At 44.4% G+C, this 23181-nt stretch carries 20 protein-coding genes and 1 tRNA gene; 3 read left to right on the top strand and 18 right to left on the bottom strand.

What is annotated here, in order from left to right:
• Positions 1 to 430: 430 nt before the first annotated feature.
• From ltrA to MAHAU_RS16115, 5 genes are all read right to left on the bottom strand, one after another.
• Positions 431 to 1618, bottom strand: a complete 1188-nt coding sequence (ltrA, locus tag MAHAU_RS02225) for a group II intron reverse transcriptase/maturase (protein WP_013780091.1) — start codon at positions 1616 to 1618, stop codon at positions 431 to 433.
• A gap of 338 nt (positions 1619 to 1956) precedes the next feature.
• A complete protein-coding gene (locus MAHAU_RS02220; protein WP_013780090.1) occupies positions 1957 to 2748 on the bottom strand; it encodes an ExeA family protein in 792 nt (263 codons plus the stop codon).
• Between the two features lie 15 nt (positions 2749 to 2763).
• Positions 2764 to 2910, bottom strand: coding sequence for a hypothetical protein (locus tag MAHAU_RS15820; RefSeq protein WP_216086253.1), 147 nt, complete (start codon positions 2908 to 2910; stop codon positions 2764 to 2766).
• Positions 2911 to 3197: 287 nt separating this feature from the next.
• Positions 3198 to 4073 (bottom strand): DDE-type integrase/transposase/recombinase, encoded by an 876-nt coding sequence (locus MAHAU_RS02215; RefSeq protein ID WP_216086252.1) that lies wholly within the window; start codon positions 4071 to 4073, stop codon positions 3198 to 3200.
• 560 nt (positions 4074 to 4633) lie between these two features.
• The gene (locus MAHAU_RS16115; RefSeq protein ID WP_425357402.1) at positions 4634 to 4828 is read right to left on the bottom strand and encodes a DUF6431 domain-containing protein; all 195 of its coding nucleotides are present in this window, start codon (positions 4826 to 4828) and stop codon (positions 4634 to 4636) included.
• A gap of 660 nt (positions 4829 to 5488) precedes the next feature.
• On the opposite strand from MAHAU_RS16115, the gene MAHAU_RS02205 reads away from it, so the two are divergent.
• Positions 5489 to 5884 (top strand): nucleoside triphosphate pyrophosphohydrolase family protein, encoded by a 396-nt coding sequence (locus tag MAHAU_RS02205; RefSeq protein WP_041644262.1) that lies wholly within the window; start codon positions 5489 to 5491, stop codon positions 5882 to 5884.
• Positions 5885 to 5887: 3 nt separating this feature from the next.
• Here MAHAU_RS02205 and radA read toward each other — a convergent pair whose 3' ends face one another.
• The 7 genes from radA to hydE all read right to left on the bottom strand — a co-directional run bounded on the left by radA (position 5888) and on the right by hydE (position 13555).
• Entirely contained in the window at positions 5888 to 7240 is a 1353-nt protein-coding gene (radA, locus tag MAHAU_RS02200; protein WP_013780088.1) for a DNA repair protein RadA, read from the bottom strand.
• Positions 7241 to 7243: 3 nt separating this feature from the next.
• Complete coding sequence (locus MAHAU_RS02195; RefSeq protein ID WP_013780087.1) at positions 7244 to 9691, bottom strand: ATP-dependent Clp protease ATP-binding subunit; 2448 nt, start codon at positions 9689 to 9691, stop codon at positions 7244 to 7246.
• A gap of 5 nt (positions 9692 to 9696) precedes the next feature.
• Positions 9697 to 10725 carry a protein arginine kinase gene (locus MAHAU_RS02190; RefSeq protein WP_013780086.1) on the bottom strand — a complete coding sequence of 343 codons (1029 nt, stop codon included), beginning with the start codon at positions 10723 to 10725 and terminating at the stop codon, positions 9697 to 9699.
• Positions 10726 to 10746: 21 nt separating this feature from the next.
• Positions 10747 to 11283: a UvrB/UvrC motif-containing protein gene (locus tag MAHAU_RS02185; protein WP_013780085.1), complete on the bottom strand. Its 537-nt coding sequence runs from the start codon at positions 11281 to 11283 to the stop codon at positions 10747 to 10749.
• Positions 11284 to 11300: 17 nt separating this feature from the next.
• Complete coding sequence (locus MAHAU_RS02180; protein ID WP_013780084.1) at positions 11301 to 11762, bottom strand: CtsR family transcriptional regulator; 462 nt, start codon at positions 11760 to 11762, stop codon at positions 11301 to 11303.
• 163 nt (positions 11763 to 11925) lie between these two features.
• Positions 11926 to 12531 (bottom strand): class I SAM-dependent methyltransferase, encoded by a 606-nt coding sequence (locus tag MAHAU_RS02175; RefSeq protein WP_013780083.1) that lies wholly within the window; start codon positions 12529 to 12531, stop codon positions 11926 to 11928.
• Positions 12524 to 13555, bottom strand: a complete 1032-nt coding sequence (gene hydE / locus MAHAU_RS02170; protein WP_013780082.1) for a [FeFe] hydrogenase H-cluster radical SAM maturase HydE — start codon at positions 13553 to 13555, stop codon at positions 12524 to 12526. The genes MAHAU_RS02175 and hydE overlap by 8 nt, the downstream gene beginning before the upstream one ends.
• Before the next feature lie 175 nt (positions 13556 to 13730).
• Between hydE and spoVB the strand changes: the two genes are divergently transcribed.
• Positions 13731 to 15296, top strand: a complete 1566-nt coding sequence (spoVB, locus tag MAHAU_RS02165; protein WP_013780081.1) for a stage V sporulation protein B — start codon at positions 13731 to 13733, stop codon at positions 15294 to 15296.
• Between the two features lie 3 nt (positions 15297 to 15299).
• Here the strand turns inward: spoVB and MAHAU_RS02160 are convergent, their stop codons facing one another.
• Complete coding sequence (locus MAHAU_RS02160; protein ID WP_013780080.1) at positions 15300 to 18176, bottom strand: ABC transporter permease; 2877 nt, start codon at positions 18174 to 18176, stop codon at positions 15300 to 15302.
• A 12-nt stretch (positions 18177 to 18188) separates the two neighbouring features.
• Entirely contained in the window at positions 18189 to 19220 is a 1032-nt protein-coding gene (locus MAHAU_RS02155) for an efflux RND transporter periplasmic adaptor subunit (protein ID WP_013780079.1), read from the bottom strand.
• Between the two features lie 138 nt (positions 19221 to 19358).
• Here MAHAU_RS02155 and MAHAU_RS02150 point away from each other — a divergent pair.
• A tRNA-Pro gene (locus tag MAHAU_RS02150) sits at positions 19359 to 19435 on the top strand.
• 209 nt (positions 19436 to 19644) lie between these two features.
• On the opposite strand, the gene MAHAU_RS02145 is transcribed toward MAHAU_RS02150, so the two are convergent.
• The 4 genes from MAHAU_RS02145 to MAHAU_RS02130 are packed head-to-tail and all read right to left on the bottom strand — an operon-like array spanning position 19645 to position 23165.
• The gene (locus tag MAHAU_RS02145; RefSeq protein ID WP_013780078.1) at positions 19645 to 20076 is read right to left on the bottom strand and encodes a 2-thiouracil desulfurase family protein; all 432 of its coding nucleotides are present in this window, start codon (positions 20074 to 20076) and stop codon (positions 19645 to 19647) included.
• Positions 20067 to 20459: a DUF1667 domain-containing protein gene (locus tag MAHAU_RS02140; RefSeq protein WP_013780077.1), complete on the bottom strand. Its 393-nt coding sequence runs from the start codon at positions 20457 to 20459 to the stop codon at positions 20067 to 20069. Before MAHAU_RS02140 ends, MAHAU_RS02145 begins: the two co-directional genes overlap by 10 nt.
• Complete coding sequence (locus MAHAU_RS02135; protein WP_013780076.1) at positions 20456 to 21724, bottom strand: NAD(P)/FAD-dependent oxidoreductase; 1269 nt, start codon at positions 21722 to 21724, stop codon at positions 20456 to 20458. Before MAHAU_RS02135 ends, MAHAU_RS02140 begins: the two co-directional genes overlap by 4 nt.
• The gene (locus MAHAU_RS02130; protein ID WP_013780075.1) at positions 21711 to 23165 is read right to left on the bottom strand and encodes an NAD(P)/FAD-dependent oxidoreductase; all 1455 of its coding nucleotides are present in this window, start codon (positions 23163 to 23165) and stop codon (positions 21711 to 21713) included. The genes MAHAU_RS02135 and MAHAU_RS02130 overlap by 14 nt, the downstream gene beginning before the upstream one ends.
• Positions 23166 to 23181: the final 16 nt, after the last annotated feature.

Genomic DNA, 23181 nt, shown 5'->3' with positions numbered 1-23181 from the left:
AATAATAAGTGGCAACAAAAGAAGTAGTTGCGAATAAGTATATGCATCATCTGCAGTGTAAAGTCTATACTGAGGAAATCTTGAATTGGGTATAAACAACTCTCCTTTCACATATTTCCACGATTCGATCAATAAGCTTCCACTTTTATTCATATACTCGGAAAGACAATAATTTTTATCCTCAAATAATATCTGTTCTAAGATATTACAACACATATCATTTGCTGATGAATTCGTCATAATTCGTATTTCATTGTTTAGTATTTGAATTTCTTTATAAGCAATGTGTTCATTTTCTTTACATTTTCTTTATAAATATAAGTTGTAAGCATTATAAAGTACTCCTTTATTTTAATCGGGTAGGAGGTAGATAATTATTTTATCTACCGACCTCCCACACCACCGTACGTACCGTTCGGTATACGGCGGTTCAATCGCTTAAGTGCCTATGAAGAAGTTCGTATTGGGCTGGGAAATCATAGTATCCTGCCCGTGCGAGCTTTTCGTTCGTTATGGAACACCCTAATACTTGACTACCGGCTATCCGCCAATAGCCCAACCGGGAATTCCCCCATTGATAGGCTTGCCTTTCGGATATGCCCAGCTTTTGCAGGTTCTTCACCCTTGTCTTTGGCTGCTTCCATTGCTTCCAGATATACATGCGTATCCTGCGTCGTAACCATTGGTTCCAGCTTCGTAAGATTCGTCGCATATCGGCTATGTAGTAGTAGCCAATCCACCCCCGTATATAGACCTTTACCTCCTGCATCACCGCTCGTGTGCTCCTACCTTGATTGCGTCTAGTCAGTTCTTTTAGTTTCTGTTTTGCTTCCTTTATTGTCTTTTTATGTGCTCGGATATAGATTCCGCTCCCATTCTTCCCTAAGCAGAACCCCAGAAACTTGTACTTCTGGGAATATACGCTGACTGCTTTGCTCTTTTCGATATTTATCTTGAGCTTTAGTCTTCCTTCAAGGTATTTTCGGCTGGATTCCAACAGCCTTTGTGCTGCTCGTTGGCTCTTTGCCAGTACCACGATATCATCTGCATACCGTATTACTTTTACTCCCCGCTCTTTCATCTCTTGGTCGTATTCGTTTAAGTAAATATTGGCTAACAGTGGGGATAATGGTCCTCCTTGTGGTGAGCCTTCTTCTGTCTTGCAGATAATTCCGTTTTCCATGATGCCGCTTTTCAAATACTTCTTTATCAGTTCTGTTACTCGCTTATCGTGTATTTGTTCTCGCAATAGGTTCATCAGTAACTCGTGATTTATTGTGTCAAAGTATTTGGTTAGGTCTATTGTAACCGCGTATGTGTATCCTTCTTGTGCATAACCCCTTACCTTCTGCATGGCTTGCTGTGCACTCCGCTTTGGGCGGTAGCCATAGCTTCCCTCCGCAAAAAGTGGTTCGTAGATTGGTTGTATTTGCTGGGCCATTGCCTGCTGGATTATCCGGTCTATGACCGTTGGTATTCCCAGCTTTCGCACTCCTCCTTCTGGTTTGGGAATTTCTTTGCGCCGTATTGGATTCGGCTTGTATTTGCCTTCCCGGATGCTTTGCAATAGTTCTTCTCTGTGTTCCTGTAACCACGGTAAGGCCTCTTCAACCGTCATTCCGTCTATCCTGTTAAACCGCACAATAAAGTGACTTCAAAAAATCAAAATAAACTGATTTCAAATTCAGCTTTTTAAGATATAAAATATGCAGATTGAATAGTCACTAACAGGCTTAAAACTGTAAAAATGCAAGTTGTACCATCTTATCATAGGGGACTCTACCCCCTAAGGTTTATCGGATTACGACAAGAAACCAATAAAATAGGCTGAGACGACCCTCCTCCCCCGGAGAACCAGGAAAGAACATCGGTTTCTCGTCCAACCGCAGCCCTCGAGTTGCACCTCTGCATTGCCCTGTCTTCTCCGGTTGAGAAGAATCGCCTCAGCCTAAACCATTATGACTTAATGCTTAGTTCATTTTGTGATTGATAGACTAATTCACCGTCAATGGTTCTGCGTTGCGCTTGGCTGCCTGCCACCAGTGACATTGTAACAAGATTGTTTATCTTGCGTATATAACCATTGGTGGTGGTAAATAATAACTCTATAGCGCTATCATTAAAGATGGGTACCGCCACACCAGCTGCCTTAAGCATGTACTCAATATATGCTTTGGTCTCATCTTTAGATAGTCCTCCTATGGTATAATTCAAGAGGCTCCTTTGGCGCAGCGCCTCATGAGTTTGACGGTTTAGCTGATAGATAAGAGGTGTTTGGCCCGATAATATCAGCATGTCAAAGTTCAATATAAGGCGTAAATCATTCAATATAGCATTGCTGATAAACTGGGCCTCATCGATGATGATAACCGGTGTAACACCCTTGTTTACCGAATAACTATATATAGCTTGCTGGATCTCTCTAAACATGTCCACCTTGCGAAAAGGCGGTATAATCCCTAAACCATGACATAGGGCCCTGTAGAAATCCATGACTGTCAATGTAGCTATGGGTATATATACCGCCTTGAACAAGCTGGGATTTAGCGTTTCTACAAACGAGCGTAGTATGAAGGTTTTACCGCTGCCTGGTTCTCCGGTGATAAGCCCCATACCCTTTATCTGTTTTAAGTAGTTTAGCCTGTCCATTACTTGACTAAAATCATTGGACTTAAAACCATACTTTACATTGATGTCTTTATCAAAAGGGTTGAAACTCATATTGTAGAATGCCATAAACGCGTTCATATCTTGCTTTCCTCCTCATGATATAGCAATATCGGCAGCTTGTTCACCGTCGTTTTGGTCATGCTCAGGGTTAAAGGATGAGAAATTCATAGGTTTTACATCGGTCTGTCTCTTAACATGAGCATTATCTATCTTGTTTACAGGGCGTATGGTACATGCCATATGCTGTTGATCATCATAAACAAAAAGGCCTTATCACCATCGATAGGGTCGTATCAAACGTTTATTCGCTGTCCTATGAGCTGAGCCGGTACTTCAAACCATGTATTGAACAGCGATATAGTGGCATCGTTATTGACCTTACGCGATGCTCTGTACAAGAATATATTATCTAGCTCCTCCTTTGAGGGTATAAACCGTATGTGATCTATATATTTCATGAATTTATCGATAGGTTTCATACCGATAGCCGAATGCAATGTTTGATGATATGTATTCTCTACATACTTCTATAGTGATGCATTCAACTCGTCTAAAGACGATATCTTTTGTATATCAAGAAGGCATAACCATTGTTCCTGCAGGGTTTTAAAGAAACGTTCGATTTTGCCCTTCGCTTCTGGCGTATAAGGCTGCGCATAAGATAAAACCGTTCCTAAAGAAGCACATATTAGCTGCATCTGATCCGAGCGGTATACTTTGGCATTGTCAACAAACAGTTTCTTAGGAATTCCTCTTTTACTCACCGCCTTCTTAAAAGCTGATAGAACAGATAAAAGATTGTCCTGCGTAAAGCATTCTATGTGGGTTATCAACCTTAAAGCATCATCCAAGAAAGCAACGATATATGTCTTAACCTTGCGGTTATCCAGATAAAGATAAGGGCCTGTTGATATATCCGATTGCCAGCAATCATTGGGATATTCCATCTCAAAAGTCCGTCTATCCTTAGGCTCCAATAACTTTTTGCTCAATTTACTTTGGCTGACAAAACGCTGTACTGTAGACAAAGATACCTGATTGTATTCTATTAACCCATTGGCTAACATTTGATGATAAATGGACTTAACCGGTCTGGCAGGATTATCTTTTTTAGCATCGATGATAAACTGCTTGGCCTGATCGGATAACGTCCGGCAGTTACCCTTATCGTTGCGTTCTTTTGGATACAATCCATCTATGCCATGCAGCCGATACAACCTGAGCCATGTCTTGAGCGTAGTAGGTGCGAAGCCCTTTTGTCCGTAATAAGGAACATCATAGCTTTTAGCGCACACAATCTCCAGATATTTCTTAGCCGTGTTTTCAGAAAAAGCATCGTTGATAAGCGGCGCTATCAACCCATACCGGAACAAAGCTACCTTTTTCTTCAACTCACTATCCACGGTATCTACCTCCGTTTTCTAGATATTATTTGATACGCTTAATGATATCCATCCAATGGAGACAAATACATAAATACTTATGTGGAGTATTAAAATGCTCGCCAAGAAGGTGTGAACCATAATGCTTACGGACGAAACACAATGATTTTAGTCCGATTTAGCTGTTAAAAGTAGCAAAAAGAACGCAAAAAGACATAGTGGTCCCACATACAATTACAAACCCTCTAATGCCGCACCGGTGCGAAGAAATAGCATGGCATATGGTTGTAAAAACTTACATTAAACCGCTTGTAAGTCTTTTCAAAACTCTGTATACCGCCGATGACCTTACAGCAGGCACAACAGGGAAGAAAGGCATTGATATTCATATTATCGGCATAATAATATTGCAGTTGCATAAAGAATAAGTGGATTTGTCTGTAAGACAGCTTAAAGCGCTTAACATAAGAAGATACAGATTGGATACTCATATAACATGGTGCTTTATTAAATGCCGAGACGATATGACTAAAAGACCACTGTTTTAAGAACACTGATATCAATGTATACAAAATTATAGCCTAACAATATTGGAAGTATGGGATAAGCCAATCCGGCATAACACTGTAAGTTTTACCGCACACAGGACATTTTAGGCGCAAGACAGGTATTCTGTAATAAGCGGAAGGTGTAATAACCCCTCTTTCATAGAATCCATGACGATACAGCTTACCCTCATATGGGCAATCCTTACATCCGTATATAGATGGGAACATGTTTTCCCTGCCTAACTTAGCATATTGTTGAATATTTATGCCAAAGTGGTAAATAATAATCATTGTTGAGTTATTGGATAAGGGAAAGCGGTTGTATTGAAACTTATTTGCTTTCCCTTTATTTTTTTGTCCAATAACTTCTAATCACGTCTATTGGCATTATTACCAGGATGATACAAAATAATGCTTATTGTATTGGATTATTTAACCTGATATAATGGTGGCAGATTATTTTACTGTGCGTTTTTTCGCTTACTTTGGGTTATTATATTATGCGGTTTAACAATGTAGGATAACCCCCTCTCTTCTTTTTATTTTTTCTATGTTTATTATACAATAAACGAGGGGGTATTTCCATTTTCTTCTCTGGGGTGAATCTTCGTCTTTTGCCGTCCCATTATTTAACAATCAACTATTTTCAGGCATATGTGTGGGGTAAAATGTTTTTTATTGTGCCCGCAAACGTGCTATTTATCTCTAGTTCCGGACATCGCAATTAGCTCCAAGAGAATTATTTCGTTTGTAAGCACGGAGTTTGACAGTCGCACATCTATGCTTATAGCAACTTTAAAGATCATTTCTCATTTTTTGCTATTGACGTATTTAGCCATATTGCCTATAATAAAAGTATCAAAAATAGGAGACGATAAGTGTATGGCTATGAAAGATTTGCTTGTTGAAGATTTTCAGGATGCTGTAGGGGAATTATTGGTACGCCATAAAAGCATTCTGGATCTATTATCTAAGTATCAGGAATCCACTGCCCGCGTCAACCGTGCCATTGTTAAAGCCGTTACCACATGCGGATGCATAGAGATCGACGCCAAAAAACAGAATATACCCCCTGATGCAACACTGTCAGAATTAGCGGAATTGATGGACACCCACCTAAAAGGTCATTTATGCGACGACTGCCGCGACATAATAGAAAAAGAGATGGGCAATAATATCTTTTACCTGGCTAATATATGCAATACATTGGGGCTTAATATGTACGATATTCTGATAAAGGAAAAAGAAGAGCTGGATACGCTGGGCTATTTCAATATGAAATGATTATCAAAGCAGCCCCATATCCAGGGACTCATATACGGTGCGCACAGGTATAACGGATAGAGTACCGTATTTACGAAGGTCCTTGCTGTTGGCAGCAGGTACCATGCAATGCGTGAATCCCATGCGCGCGCATTCATTCAATCGCTGATCCAAGCGGCTGACCGCCCTTATTTCGCCGGTTAGTCCTACCTCACCTATAAATACCATAAGGCCGTTGACCGGTTTCTCTCGGAAACTGGATGCAATGGCCATTATTATGCCCAGATCGGCCGCCGGCTCGTCCAATTTCAAACCTCCAGCTACATTTACATATGCATCCTGATTCTGCAGCATTAGACCGGCGCGTTTCTCTAGCACCGCCATGAGCATGACCACGCGATTATAATCGATGCCAGTAGCCATGCGGCGAGGCATACCGAACGCTGTCGGGCTGATCAGGGCCTGAATCTCGACCAACACCGGCCTTGTGCCTTCCATGCTGCATACCACCGCCGAACCGGTGGCATTTTGCTGATGATCGGAGAGCATCACTTCAGAAGGATTGGATACCTCACGCAAGCCGGCATCATGCATTTCAAAGACCCCTATCTCATTGGTGGAACCAAACCTGTTTTTAACAGCCCTCAAAACTCTGTAAGCCTGATGCCTCTCCCCTTCAAAATACAGCACCGTATCAACCATATGCTCCAGCACCCTAGGGCCGGCTATAGCACCTTCTTTGGTCACATGCCCTACTATGAAGACGGTGATACCCGTCCCTTTGGCCAGCCGCATAAGCCTGGCGGTGGCCTCGCGTACCTGACTTACGCTACCTGGCGCCGATGAAAGTTCTGGATCATATACAGTCTGTATGGAATCCACAATCATTATATCAGGCATTATACTGTGCGCTTGCTGTTCTATTACATCAAGATCGGTCTGCGCATATATGAGAAGACCTGGATCGGTTATGCCGAGGCGAAGTGACCGCAGCTTTATCTGCTGCGGTGACTCCTCTCCCGACACATAAAGCACTTTAAGTCCCGAGGTTGCCGCATGGCCGGCCATCTGCATGAGCAATGTGGATTTACCTATACCCGGATCTCCGCCCACCAGTACCAGCGACGCCTTGACGATACCGCCGCCCAGCACTCGATCCAGTTCCTTTATGCCGCTGGCATAACGCTCATCATCGACTATTGCTATGCTATTCAACGCCAACGGTTTCTCATCCGAAATGCCCTTATTGGGCTGCGGCGCTGTATATATCTCTTCCACCATGGTATTCCATTGTCCGCAACCCGGGCATTTACCCATCCATTTAGGCGATACATATCCGCAGGCTTGGCACACATAATTGCTTTTAGCCTTAGGCATGCTCTATACCCCTACTGTTACTTGTTTCTTTTTAAATACCAGGCGCCCATTCTCCACGTCGGCTATCACCGAATCGCCTGGTGCTATAGTACCTTTGAGCAATTCTTCGGATAAGTTATCCTCTACCATGCGCTGTATAGCCCTGCGCAATGGCCTGGCACCATATATTGGGTCAAATCCCTCTTTGGCCAGATAATCACGAGCGGCCGGCGTAACCTCCATATATATGTTTTTCTCGGCCAACCTCTTTCCGACATCCTTGAGCATGAGATCAACTATAGCCCTCAGATTTTCTTCATCCAACGGATGGAATACTATAATCTCATCGACACGATTCAAGAACTCCGGCCTGAAAGTCCGTCGCAATTCTTCCATGACGTTGTCCTTTATCTTCTCATATTCCGTCTTGGATTCGTCTTGTCCGCCTGAGAATCCCAGCGACTTTTGTTTTGTTATAAGATGAGCTCCCGCGTTGGACGTCATTATTATCACGGTATTGCGGAAATCGACCGTGCGGCCTTTGCCGTCGGTTAAACGCCCGTCCTCCAATATTTGCAGCAGTATATTGAACACATCGGGATGCGCTTTTTCTATCTCATCGAACAGCACAACCGTATAAGGCTTTCTCCTTACATGCTCCGTCAATTGGCCGCCTTCTTCATAGCCGACATAACCCGGAGGCGAGCCTATAAGACGCGATACGCTGTACTTCTCCATATACTCGGACATATCTATGCGCACCATGGCATTCTCGTCTCCGAACATAGCTTCCGCTAATGCCCGAGCCAGTTCGGTCTTACCGACTCCAGTAGGTCCAAGAAATATAAACGAACCTATAGGTCGTTTCGGATCCTTTAATCCTGCCCTGGCACGCCTGATAGCTTTGGCTACCGCCTCTACAGCCTCATCCTGGCCTATAACGCGCTCGTGCAATATTTTCTCCAAGTTAAGCAAGCGCTCGCTTTCGGCCTCGGTAAGCTGCTTGACCGGTACACCGCTCCAACTCGATACTATCTGAGCTATATCCTCGGCAGTTACTACAGCAGCCGTTGTATTTGCATTGCTGCTCCAACTTTCTTTAAGTTTTTCTATTTCTTCTTTGAGCTTCTGTTCATCGTCGCGCAGTTTAGCAGCCTTCTCATAATCCTGATTGGCTACAGCCTCTTCCTTCTCTTTGCGTATATCCTCCAGCTTATCCTCTAATTCCTTTATATCATCGGGCGGCGTCACTGTCCTTAATTTGACACGTGCAGCCGCTTCATCTATGAGGTCTATGGCTTTATCCGGCAAATATCTATCCGTAATATAGCGCATGGACAGGTCCACAGCTGCCTCCAATGCTTCATCGGTTATCCTGACGCGATGATAGGCCTCATACTTATCGCGCAAACCCTTTAATATCAACAACGCATCGTCCCTGGAAGGCTCTCCTACTACAACAGGCTGGAATCGGCGCTCCAGAGCCGGGTCACCTTCAACATGCTTCCTGTATTCGTCCAAAGTAGTGGCACCTATCGCCTGCATCTCGCCTCTAGCCAAAGCAGGTTTCAATATATTGGATGCGTCTATAGCACCCTCAGCCGCACCTGCTCCTATAACAGTATGGAGCTCGTCTATGAACAGTATTATATTACCGGCCTTTTTCACCTCGTTGAGCACATTTTTAAGGCGTTCCTCAAACTCGCCGCGGTACTTGGTTCCGGCCACCATAGCCGGCAAATCCAACGCCACTACACGTTTATCCTTTAGCAGCTCCGGCACATTGCCTTCGGCTATCTGCTGCGCTAACCCCTCGGCTATAGCGGTCTTGCCTACACCGGGTTCTCCTATCAGACACGGGTTATTCTTGGTGCGGCGGCTCAATATCTGTATAACCCTCTCTATTTCCTTTTCTCTGCCAATAACAGGATCCAACTTACCTTCTCTGGCCAATTCGGTTAAATCCCTGCCAAATTGGTCGAGGTTCGGCGTATTGGTATTCTTGGGCTGCCCTTTTTGAGGGGCTCCTCCTTCTTCCTTTAACATTTTTATCACCTCATCACGCGCACGTTGCAGATCTATCCCAAGATCCATCAACACCCTGGCCGCTACGCCCTCGCCTTCTCTCAACAACCCTAATAACAAATGCTCTGTGCCTATATAATTATGTCCGAGATTGCGTGCTTCATAAAAGCTCAGTTCCATAACGCGCTTGGTCCTAGGCGTATATCCGAATCCTTCATTAAAGTTAAAATTGCCTTTTCCAACCAAATTCACTACTTCTTGGCGGACATTTTCTATATCAGCACCCATGTTCCTTAGAACCTTGGCTGCTATACCATCCTCTTCCCTCAATAATCCAAGCAACATGTGCTCGGTACCTACATAGTTATGCCCTAATGCTCTTGCTTCTTCTTGCGCATATATAAGCGCCTTTTGAGCTTTCTCAGTAAAACGTCCAAAAAATGCCATAATCACTACCTCCTTATCTTTTCGTGTATCAGTTCGGCTCTTATTATATCCCTCTCTAGCGGCTGCAATTCCCTGCCTTTATGCTTTTGCACATGGGCCGGTTGTATCATAAAAAGCAGTTGGTTAAGCAGCTTTAAGTCCATATCCTTTAATATACCCAATGACACGCCAAGGCGCAGATTGGATATCAGCTCCAATGCCTCCTCCGTATTAAGCATGCGCGCATTGGTAAATATGCCAAGCGACCTGTATACCCTATCCTCGAGTTGCAACCTGCCGTTATCCATAAGCACCTGACGAGCTTTGCGCTCTTTATCAATTATCTGGCGGGCTACAGCTATAATATTGTTTATAATATCATCTTCGCTCTGCCCTAGAGAAATCTGATTGGATATTTGATAGATATCGCCTTTAACCTCGCTGCCCTCGCCGTATATACCTCTTACCGTTATACCCACGCGCCCTACCGCGTGGAGCACCTCGCGTATATTGTTTGTCATAGCCAATGCAGGCAGATGCATCATGAGCGACGCCCTCATGCCCGTACCCACATTGGTAGGACATGTGGTAAGATAACCCAATTGTTCGTCATAAGCATACGATAAATTCTCCTCCAGCAGATCATCTACCTTATCGGCTAATTCCCATGCCTCCCTTAATTGTAATCCTGGCGCAAGACATTGTATGCGCACATGATCCTCTTCGTTTATCATTATGCTCACAGTATTGTCGTCGTTCATGAGCAATGCCCCGCTTTTATCGTTTTTGACAAGGTCCGGGCTGGATAGATATTCTTCGACCAACATCTGTCTATCCAACTGCTGCACATCCTTAATACGCACAAGCTTGAAATGCCCGGCCAGCACACTGTGGCTGTCGAGAATCGCTTTGCCGACATCATCGACCACCTTTTCAGCCTGCTTATCATCCATCATAGTGGGAAACGGTACGTTATCAAGATTCCGGGCCAATCTTATCCTGCTACTTATTATTATATCACTATCAGGCCCATTAGCGCTTATCCAATTATCCACTATCTCACCCCTTTACTAGTTTCAATTTAATTTGCCTTCCAGTTCTTTTATCTTATCTCTCAATTCCGCGGCTCTTTCGAAAGCCTCTTCTTTCACCGCTCTGTCGAGTTGCTCTTTTAAACGTTCTATCTCCCTGCGCACTCGTAATTCGCTACCCGCCTTGCGCGGTACCTTGCCGACATGTTTTACGTTACCATGTATACGCCTTATGAGAGGCGTTAATTCATCTCCAAAAGCCTCATAGCAATGGCAACAACCTAACATACCAGTTTGCTTAAATCGATCATATGTCATGCCGCATGTATCACACTTAGCTGAAACATTTACGCCATATCCCATGCTTCCATTATTCCCATTAGCTCCTTCCAAGAAACTTGATAGGAGGTCATTCACCGAAAACGGTTGGAAGATCTCATTTAACGAAAATGTATTGAACCAGTTGATTTCCCCGCTTTGCTTGGCACAGTCCTCGCATAGATGCAACTCGGTCTTCTGACCGTTGATGATCTTGGTCAAATGCACGGTAGCGGGCTTACTCTTGCAGTAATCGCAATTCATACAAAACACCTCTTCTATTAAAATGATAACAAAGCCACCAACATACTTTTCATAATGCCGGCCCTGATTTTATCCCTGTCAGCCGAAGGAGCTTCTATAGCTTTATCGCTTACGGCCGATCTCATCAATGCAGCTATCCTATCGTTTATATCTCCATTCTCGCTCAATTGATCGATTATATTATCAGCACAGGCCTGGGATAAAGAATCCCCGACGGCATTGAACAAAAGATACAGTATATAATCGTCCTTCTCAACATTCATGCGCATTATCCTTATGCAGCCACCACCACCGCGTCTGCTTTCTATATAATACCCTCTTTCTATGGTAAAACGCGTAGATAAAACGTAATTTATCTGCGATGGCGCACATCTAAAACGAGCGGCCAGTTCATTGCGCTGTAATTCCAGCACCCCATCCTGGCTGGTATTCAACATATCCTTTATAAAGGCCTCTATTACATCGCTTAACCGGACCATCGTTTCACCTCTTTTGACTTTGACTTTCTTTGACCTTTATTTATAGTATAATTGTTTATTTTAAAAACGCAATGGTTATTTTAGCTTATTACGCCCGATTATATTTAACATTCTCGCTTAAACTCTCTGAATCTCCTTATATCTCTTCAATCCTTAGCTAGCTTCAGTTGCCATAGCTGTTGACACAACGCAGTACCCAATAACCACCATCTCTCGCAACCTTTTCACAATTGCCGTAAATCTCGGCCAGTTTGGCCATAGCCGACTCGGCACCCTGCTTCTTTTGGATTACAACATAAAATTCTCCGCCGCTTTTTAAGTATATAGCGCATTGTTCAAATATCGCATATACGACCCTTTTGCCCGCTCTTATAGGCGGATTAGATACGATGATATCAAACAGGCCTTCTACTTGAGCAAAACCATCGCTCTGATAAACAGTGGCATTATTTATACTGTTCAGTTTTATATTCCCCTGCGCAAGCTCTACAGCTCTGCTGTTTATGTCTACCATGACAACCTCGACGTCTTGATAGGCTTTGGCAATAGAAATACCTATGGCCCCATAACCACAGCCCATATCTAGCACCCTGCCGGATAAACGGTCAGGCAGAGCATTTAATAAAACACTGGAACCGGTATCGATCTTTCCTCTGGAAAAAACACCGGCATCAGTTATAAACTCGAGGGTACATCCTTTAAAATCGAATCTTATGCGTTTTATATCATGTCCGGAAGTAGGATTTTCAGAATAATAATGCTCAGCCATTATGTCCTCCGTAACCTGTTCCAACAGTCCTGCCCACAGAACGTATAAGACCTTCTACGCATATGCGGCAATCCTGCGGGTTCTCGCCAATACATATTTTACCGGGATAGAGCTGGTAAAGTTGCCGGTATTCTAGCGGCGTCACATTGGGCATTATGACATTGGCTCCTGCTTTCAATGCCTTTTGCCTACCAAAAGGATCAGATGTCCCTACCGCCGTGGTGGCCGGTATATTTATATCCGGCATGATAAGTCGCAATACTGCTACTGCCTTCAGTACCATGTCAAGAGAACCACTATTGCAACTCCGCAGCGGCGTATCCGGATGCGGTATGAATGGACCTATGCCCACCATGTCTGCGCCCAATTCTTTAAGCAGCAATATATCATCGGCTATGTCCTCCACGGTTTGCCCGGGCAAACCCACAAGAAATCCCGATCCCAATTCATACCCTAATGACTTTATATCTTTTAAACATTGTATCCTGTTATCGAAGTCCATACGCGGATGCAGCTTTTTATAAAGCTCCCTGTTGGACGTTTCAAAGCGCATCAGGTATCTATCCGCTCCAGCCTCCTTCATGCGCTTATAATCATCATAGCTTCTTTCGCCTATGCTGAGCGTTATGGCAACATCGGCCGCCTCTTTTATACCGCGGATAATATAGCACATAACGTCGCCGGTGTAGTAACCGTCCTCGCCAGACTGGAGAACTATGGTACGATAACCCAGTCGATAAGCTTGGGCAGCCACTTTTATGACTTCATCGGGTTGGATGCGGTACCTCTCAAGAGTCCTGTTCCCGCGCCTTATGCCGCAGTACATGCAATCATTCATACAATAATTAGAGAATTCAATAAGGCCGCGCAGATGCACATCGGTACCAAGATATTGTTGTCTTGTCTCATCGGCGGCTTTGAAAAGCACCTCTTGCTGTACGCCGTCATCTATAGAAAGCAATCTCACTATTTCACATTTATCCAAATCGTGGGACCGCATAGCTTTGTCTAATATATCAACCATAAGATTAATAAAAATCCTCCTTCAGGCCTCAGTATATGCCCTCGGCCTCAGCATTACCTGATATAATTTTAACATACTTTGCCTCACTTATTCAATACCTTACGATTTTATATCGAATTCTATTTCCACATTTTAATTAATATATTGTTAGCAGCATGTAAAGGATGAGGTGTATATGGAGCAGAACGAATCCTCTTTCGTACGCAATGCCGCCATATTGACCGTAGCGGGCTTTGCCACGCGTATACTGGGGTTTATATACAGAATTATTTTGTCCAACATAATAGGCGCTCAAGGTATGGGCCTATTTCAGTTGGCCCTGCCGGTATACTTTATAGCCGCTTCATTTTTAGCCTCGGGTATACCCATAGCCGTATCTCGCATGACAGCTGAACAAAAGGCTAAGGGTAATTATAAAATGCTGCCCAAGATAGTACTGGTAAGTTCTGTTATAGCCGTAACAGCCAGTATAGCAATATCAGCCGTATTATTTATATATGCCCGCCCCATCGCCGTAAATATACTTCACAGTCCCGGGGTTTACTATCCCATGATGGTCTACATACCGGCATTATTCATAACGGCGAATTCGGGAGTTATACGCGGCTTCTTCCAGGGTATACAAAACATCGTGCCCCAGGCGATCGGGCAGATAGTGGAACAATTTGCCCGCATGGCCCTGGTATTAAGCCTCATAAGATACGCTATAGGCATAAGTATAGAATATGCCTCGAGCATATCGGTCCTCGGAATGGTAATAGGCGATGTAGCCGGTTTTATAACGCTCATGTATTTTTACAGCAAAACTCTGCATCGGTATAAAAAGAACAATCAATTCACTAATAAGACCGGAGCAAACGAGAGCTCATTTCATATAGGCAAATCAGTAATATCCATAGCCTTGCCTATTTCAGGCGGGCGGACATTAACGACACTGTTGCAAAGCATGGACTCGGTATTAATACCGCAGCGTCTCCAGGCAGCAGGATATACGGTAGAACAGTCGCTGGTCACATTTGGGCATCTCACAGGTATGGCCATGCCACTTTTGATGTTTCCATCTACCATAACCATGTCGCTTAGCATGACGTTATTACCTGCCATTACCGAAGCGCAATCGCTCGGCAAAAAAGCCACGATCAATTATAGAGCCTCGGAAAGCATAAAACTCACTATGATGGTATCCTTCGCTGCAGCCTCAGCTTTTATGTTCATGCCTTATCAGATAGGCCAGGCACTCTATAATTCGCAGGAAGTAGGACAATTTCTCTTATACACCTCCCCTTTATGCCTGTTTCTTTATGTAGAAGGCATACTGGCAAGCATATTGAATGGCCTCGGCAAGCAAAATATAACGGTAGCCAATTCGGTGCTATGCTCACTATTGCGCATAGCGTGCACGTATATATTAGTAGCCATTCCATCAATTGAGATAAACGGCTATATTATAGGCTTTATAGGTACAGTTATTTTCAACACAGCATTAAATTACCAAGCGTTGCGTAGATTTACCTCAATGCCCTTTGATATATCGAATTGGTTAGTTAAACCATCAGTTTCTTTTATCATTATGGGCGTATGTTCATCTTTTATCTACAGAGCCATGGATAATGCAGGCATGCCGACATTGGCATCTCTAGGCATTGCCTTGCTCATCGGCCTTTTGATATATCTATTCTTAAACATACGCATGGGTGTCCTCACAATAGAGGAGATCAAGCGATTCACACATGTAAAATAGCTGTTACTCTTCACCCATCTTTAGTGCCTCGTTTATGCGCAATTTGCGCAACAGCATGGTCAAAACTGCCACGCCTATTAACAGCATACCGATCATTACACCGTATACCTTAATTTGATCGGTAGCCAATGATACTACGTGGAATGGCGGTACTTGCTCGGCCGCACTATAGGTTATCTGGAACATCGGCACATACAGACGACTGGTAAGTTGCCCAACTATAACGCCTATGATCATAGCTACACCCGAACTCAACAGCTGTTCCCATACCATCATGCCGACCAGTTCCTTAAATGACAGCCCTATCGCACGGAGCACACCGAATTCAAACGCTCGATCGCTCAACGATATAACCCAATACAAGATGAAACCCATAAGGCTTATCACCATGCTTATGACAAAATTCAACGTCATAGTGCCGTTTATCCCCAATTGAAATGGATCATTTTTAAGCCTTATGAGATCCTGCTCGGTATCGACCATGCTCACTATCTCCATTCTATTTTCCCTTATACCATCGTATACCTGAGCACTGGTAGCCTCGGGCTGTTTCTTCAACCATACTTGATACGGTTGGATAGGCGAATTATATTGGAAATAAGAAAGATTCCCTACTACCAGGAAAGGATCGCTTTTATGAGGATTCTCCGGATCAGGAGTGGAACCGACTGGCGGCTTTGGATTCCATGTAGGCCAATAATCTATTATCCCAAACACCACCATCTGAAGATCATTTTGGTCCTGCCAGCTTACGCTGATGTAGTCACCCCTCTTTATATTATATGCCTCGCTCAACGATCTGGATATAAGAGCAGCACTCGGCTCTACGGCCAAAAGGTTGAGATAGCTATTCCAGTAACTCTCCGATATTATACTCGGTCTAAAAGCTATTCTACCGAATTCATCCGATATTACAGCCATAAAACGCGAGTTACCGCCTATGACTTCATTATTAAACCGTATAGCCACCTTATCCTTGGTGAAAACTTTGGTCGCCTCTTCTATGCCTTGCAATTTGGTATATGGTTCGAATGGCGGTTCCACATATTGTATCGGTTTTTTATTTATTTCCATTTGCTGTTGAGCCGACGGATCCATACTACCTGGCGGAGGAGCATTATCCTGCCATTTGGCCTGAATCACCATATCGGCACCATTAGCGTAGCGGACCTTGTCCTCGGCATTGGTATTTATGGTTCGCGCGGCATTAGCGCTGAATATACCGATAGCTATGGTCATTATAAGGAATACCATTAGAAATTGATATTGATGCGATGACCTGCCTACGCGCAGCATAGTGGCATACAACGCCGGAGACCATAATTTGTTGCCCACAGCATATACAATGCGTATCAACAGAGGAACTATCCGTATTAGCAAAAGGCCCATGCCCAATACAAACAATGTCGATGCTATAAACAGCAATGGATCTATCTGCAATTGAGAAGCCTCGGCAGCTGTAATTTCAAGGTTCTTTTGTCTCAATTCGAAGGTATAGAGACCATATATTGATACAGCCAAAAGTATAACGTCAAGAAAATATCGCTGCCATGCCGTCGCCTTGGTTTCCCTTGCCATCTCCTGTTTGCGGTTGACTATGGTAGTCCCGGCGGCGAAATAAACCGGCAGCAACATAGCGATTATAAATACCAATGCCGACACGGCTGCGTATTTATATGCCAGAGGCGTCATCCTTACAGGCAACGCCTTGCGCTGTATGAATTCCAAAAATCCGTTGGACGCACCAAGCATCCTGCATAATAACAAGCCCAGAGGAGGTCCCGCTAGCAAAGCCACACCGGCCAGCAATAAGCCCTCCACTAAATACTGCAGCATTATGGAACCTCGGTCAGCACCGCGGCTTTGCAATACTGCTATATCACTTTTTTCCTTATTTACCTTAAAGCTGGATACCATAAACACATAGAAACACAGCATGAGTATAACCGGCATATTCATAGCCCATAGAAGTGTCCGCAATTCCTGTTCTTTCTGAAAATACTGCTCCAATATCGGAGCAGCGGGAACTTGAAGAGAAAATCCCGGAAAAACAAGCTTTTTAGATATGATCTTATATCCATCAAGAAAACGATGGATATTATCCAGTGAAAATTTAGTATGGTCGAACGCATAATACCATTGGCCGGCTGTAGCATAGAATGCCGTATCACTCATAAAATCCTGTTGAAAGAGGTTATAGTCCATCAACATCTTCTCATTGTAAGATGACAAATTCTCAAACCAGTACAGATCCCGTTCATCCTTTGGCTGAAATACACCTACAGGCCTAACCCTTATGGGTTTCATATTCTCATCAAACCCATTGGTCACTACAAAGGTCTTACCTAGCACCGTATGAAATTTATTCAAAGCCCCCTCGGTGACCAATGTTTCATAAACACCATCCACCGGCTTATCAGATGGCATACGTCCGTCTACTATAGTTATATGCCGCTGTAAATCTGTCTTGGCACCCAAAGATACGATGCGTTTTTCATTCTTATCATCACCCTGATAACCATCGGGCAGCATGGACATGAACCCCATCTCAACGAACCGTGCTTGGGCTAGATGAGGCACTCCTGCCAGTACAGGCACATCTTGCAAAAGATATGCGTTTAATTGATCATATAATGTGCAACGTTTGTCCTTCTCTATAGTATTATAAAGATCGCCTTTATATAAAAAATGTCCTGGATAATAACCGCTGTCAGCCTGAATGGCTTCCATATCTTTAGTCAGAAGGCGCTGCAGCACACCCTCAACGTATAATGGCATGCTGCTTATAAGAGCCACAGATATTATAAGGCCTAGTAACAGAGCCAATACCAGCCGGCGGTTATTGAACATTTTGCGAAAAACCATTATCAGAAGCGTCATAAATTCACCCCCCTACCGCAGTATAACCTTATCGCCCTCTTTAAGGCCGTCTACCACCTCTACCATCGTGGGGGTTTGCAATCCCTTCTCTATGTATCTCTCCTTCTTGCTACCGCCTTCTAATATCTCAACATAGTCGTTACCCATATAATTTTTAACGGCATTTCGCGGCACTACTATCACATTTTCCTTTTTGGCAGTAATAATGGTGAAGTCAGCCATGTCTCCCATCTTCACATCAGCAGGTCTGTTTTTAACCTCTAAATAAATCTTGTTCTGCATTTCCTCTCTTAATTCAGGATCTACGCTGGCAGGCATAGCCACAACTATACCTTGATAATCCTTACTATCTATCTTTACAGTGGCCTTCATCCCGACCTGAAATTTTGACGCATCATTGGTTTCATAACTCAATTGAAGGCTGGAGGGATCAGCGATTTGTACCAACGTCTGATAAGCGCTTATAGGATCTCCCGCATTGACTTTGGCTATATATACCACCGTCCCGTTCACTGGTGCGAGAAGCTTTGCACGCTCTCGTTCAATCCTAAGCCCTTGTAGTTGAAGATTGGCCATATCCACATCGATCTGGGCCATAGCCACATCGTTTTTTGCTTTATCTACCTGATACTGATCGGCTCCACTGCTTTTTAATCGTTCAAGTTCTATTTGATTTTGGTCCAGCAGCAACTTAGCTTTTTTTACGCTGAGCTCTTGTTGCTTTATCCTGTTCTCTAAATCTCCTGTATCCAGTTCAGCCACTACTACGCCTTTTTTCACCTCTTGGCCTAGCTTCACATTAATGGATTTAAGTCTACCTGATGTATTTTTAAAAGATAAGCTGTAATCCTTCGTAGATACAAACGTGCCGTTTCCCCGTAACTCGGTGGTTATAGTATCTTTTTTTACTTCATATAAATCGTACTCTATTTTAACAGGTTCCACCAATGGTGGTGCTAGTGTTTCCTCTTCTTCAGGCAATATGCTGCAAGCCGATAAAAACGCCATCGCTAATATCAGTAATATTCCTTTAACCCACCTCAATGCACATAACCCCCGTTCGCCTCGTACTTTTATCACATTATAGCGCGTAAGATTACAAAAAGCAAGGGGCCAAAAAAATCAGCCCGCATCTTGCAAAAAATCTTTTCATGCAGTATAATAATAAGCGTTGAAGCCAATCTGGGTGTGGCGCAGCTTGGTAGCGCGCTTGAATGGGGTTCAAGAGGTCGGAGGTTCAAATCCTCTCACCCAGACCAAAGAAAAGCCCGAGAAATTCGAGTTTCTCGGGCTTTTGCCTTGTGTGAGAACATATAATATATACATGCTAGAACGCCAGAAATTCGGGCGGTAATACACACGTAACACACAAATATTTGAGCATAAAAAAAGCAGCCTTATGCAGCTACGCATACATGGCATGAAGCCGACTTTCACTGTATAATGATAATCTCTTCGCAACAGAGCCTTACAATTCGATCTCTATGCCGTTATCGATCAAAATTTGGGCCGTAACACCGTTGCCTTCGATCAGCTTGCCGCTAAAGCTGCCGTCATAGATAAAGCCGCAGCCGCACGAAGGGCTTTTGGCCTTTAATATAGCTTTATTTGCCTTGGCCAAGCGAGCCAATTTCAGCACTTCTTGAGCACCCTTTACAAAAGCTTCGGTTACATCCAAGCCGTCAGCATCGATTACACGTGCCTTGCCAATCAATACATCGCTGCCTGTACCGCCTTTTATCTCGGCCGGCCGACGCGGCGTGGCAAGGCCACCAAGTTGCTCCGGGCATATCGGTATGGCCTTGCCTTCTTCGATCAATTTCTTTATGTGCGGATCGGCATTATGCCCACCGTTATATTTGCAGTTTACCCCGGCCAAACAAGCGCTGACTATATACATATTTTCGCCTTCATATCCTCTGCTTTTGCCACATCGCGCGTGGCTATCACATCTATACCGGTACCTGCCACATTTTCTATTATAACCTGCCCTATGCTCACCGGAGCCTTTACACTGGCAGCATTTATGGCTCTCATACAATCCCATATTGCCGCTTTGGGTACAGGGGCTGCTGTTTTGACCGAAACCAAGGGATACTCGCCGCCTATAACTTTGACACTGCTGGTCACAGCGCGTCTAGGATTGAGACATTCCTCCGCGCCATAGGATTTACCCTTGCCGCAACCGTTGCCTTTAACCTGCACCACGCTATCGCCATCCACTGTAACCTCAAGGTTGCATCCTTGCGGGCATAGTATGCATGTTATATTTCTCGTCATCATTTATCGCCACCTGCCACTTCTACTGTTATCTCGGATATATCGCCCTGCTTGGTTAAAAGAGATTTTTTCAGCTTTATATGCTGCATTTCACCTGGCACCATTATTTTCTTTTTTATATTGAAGAGTATGCCCTTGTCGGTCGATACACGCAGCATAACATTCTCATATACATTGTCTACTCGAAAATATAATGTCACCGCATCGTCCACTCGAGTCAAATTTATGGCATTGGGAACAATATACCTCACGCCAGAGCCGGTTTTGACTTTTATATCGGCTGTGCTTTCATCTAGCACGCCCGAAGCATACATGGCCGCCGCTCTGCCGGCTATAGCGCTCTCGGTACTCACATTATCCACCAGGTCATTTACATGCACAACGTTGCCGCATGCGAATACACCCGCTATGCTGGTCTGCATCGATTCATCCACCACAGGTCCACCGGTAATAGGATTTAGCTGAACACCGGCCGAACGCGAAAGCTCATTTTCCGGTATAAGGCCAACCGATAGCAACAGGGTATCGCATGGAACATATTCTTGGCTGCCAGCTATAGGCTTGCGGTTTTGGTCTACCGCAGCTACGGTAACACCTTCTACACGTTCCTTACCATGTATCTCGGTTACAGTATGATTCATGCGAAGCGGTATGCCGAAATCATCGAGGCATTGTACTATATTACGTTTAAGCCCGCTGGAATAGGGCATTATCTCGCATACCATCTTCACATCAGCACCTTCCAGCGTCAGGCGCCGCGCCATAATAAGGCCTATATCACCCGACCCCAGCACCACTATTTGCTTACCTGGCATAAAGCCCTCCATATTGACAAACCGCTGCGCTGTCCCAGCTGTAAATATGCCTGCCGGCCTGGTACCAGGTATATTTAATGCCCCTCTACTGCGTTCTCGACAACCCATCGCCAGTACAACAGCTCCGGCTTTAATAGCCTGCAAACCGTCTCTATTATTGACAACCGTTATCATTCTGTCAGGCGTGATATCCAGCACCATAGTATCCAGCATGCTATGCACGTTCCACTGCTGCGCCATCTCTATAAAACGCTGGGCATATTCAGGACCAGTCAGTTCCTCATCAAATATGTGAAGGCCAAAACCATTGTGTATACACTGCTGCAGTATACCGCCCAACCTCTTATCGCGCTCTATAATGCATACATTTTCGGCACCGGCCTGTCGCGCCGCCACAGCCGCAGCCAATCCAGCCGGGCCACCGCCTATTACCACAACATCATACTCTGTCATCGTACGCATCCCCTTTTTGCAACGCGCCAGCCAATATGAGCGACCGGCCGCCTTTTTTTGTTATAGCGTCCACAGGTATATCCTTCTCCCTTGAAATTATCTCCATTACTCTAGGCGTACAGAATCCGCTCTGGCAGCGCCCCATGCCTGCCCTTGCCCGCCTTTTTATAGCATCTAGCGTTACAGCCGGTATAGGCCGGTTTACAGCTTCTATTATCTCCCCTTCGGTCACTATCTCACAACGACATATAACCCTTCCAAAAGCCGGATCAACCGCTATAAGTTGTTTGCGCTCATCATCGTTCATTTCTCGGAAACGCGGTATACCTTTCCTTATAGGATTAAAATCGGCTTTCACATCAATAGTCAGACCCGCTTGATATAAAAGACCCATTACCATAACCGCTATAGCAGGCGCTGATGTAAGACCAGGCGAACATATACCGCCTACGATTATAAAGCGGTTATCTACATCAGACGGTTTTATCACAAAATCACTGCCCGATACTGCTCTCAATCCGGCAAATGAAGTTATGGCGTCGCGCTCAGATACCCCGGGTACTGACTTGCGCGCAGTATCCATTATCTCCTGCAGGCCTGCGGCTGTGGTGGCCGTATCTTCTTTATCGTTGACATCGTGAGCATTAGGACCCACTAATATATTTCCGTCTACGGTAGGTGTTACCAGCACACCCTTGCCCATAGCCGTCGGTGGCTGGAATATGACGCGCTTAGCTAAGTATCCTTTTGATTTGTCCAGTATGCAGTATTCGCCTTTGCGCGGTGTTATCTTAAATGAATTATCACCTATCATAGAGGCTACATCGTCGGCATATACACCGGCAGCATCTATCACATAGCGAGCACGTATAGTGTGCTCGGTCGTCACTACTTCAAAGCCATCGCTCTTGCGCATAATGCTTTGCACAGTCTGCCCGAGCTTTATATCGACACCGTTTACCACCGCATTCTCGGCTGCGGCTATGGTAAGTTCATAGGGGCATACTATACCGGCGGTAGGCGCATATAGCGCAGCTATAGCATCATCTGAGATATAAGGCTCCATAGCATGCAGCTCGTCTTTATATATTATGCGCAGTTCCTGTACCCCATTGGCCTGACCTTGCTCCATCAGCTTATGCAGTTCACACATATCGTCATCGTTAAAAGCTAGAACCAGCGACCCTACTCGCTTAAAAGGTACGTCCAACTCGGCGCACCATTGTCCCATAAGTTCGTTGCCCTTTACATTAAGGTAGGCCTGAAGCGTACCTGGTTTAGCATCATAGCCGGCATGAACTATGGCGCTGTTGCCTTTGGACGTACCTGATGCAACATCCCATTCCTTGTCCAGAAGGCATACAGATAACTTATAGCGCGATAACTCCCTCGCTATGCAGCTGCCGACCACGCCGGCGCCTATTACAACTACATCGTACATAACAATTCCTCCATAA

The organism is Mahella australiensis 50-1 BON (genome assembly GCF_000213255.1).
GTDB lineage: Bacteria > Bacillota > Clostridia > Mahellales > Mahellaceae > Mahella > Mahella australiensis.
Note: the sequence above shows the minus strand (reverse complement) of the source record. Positions and strands in the feature narration are given on the sequence as shown.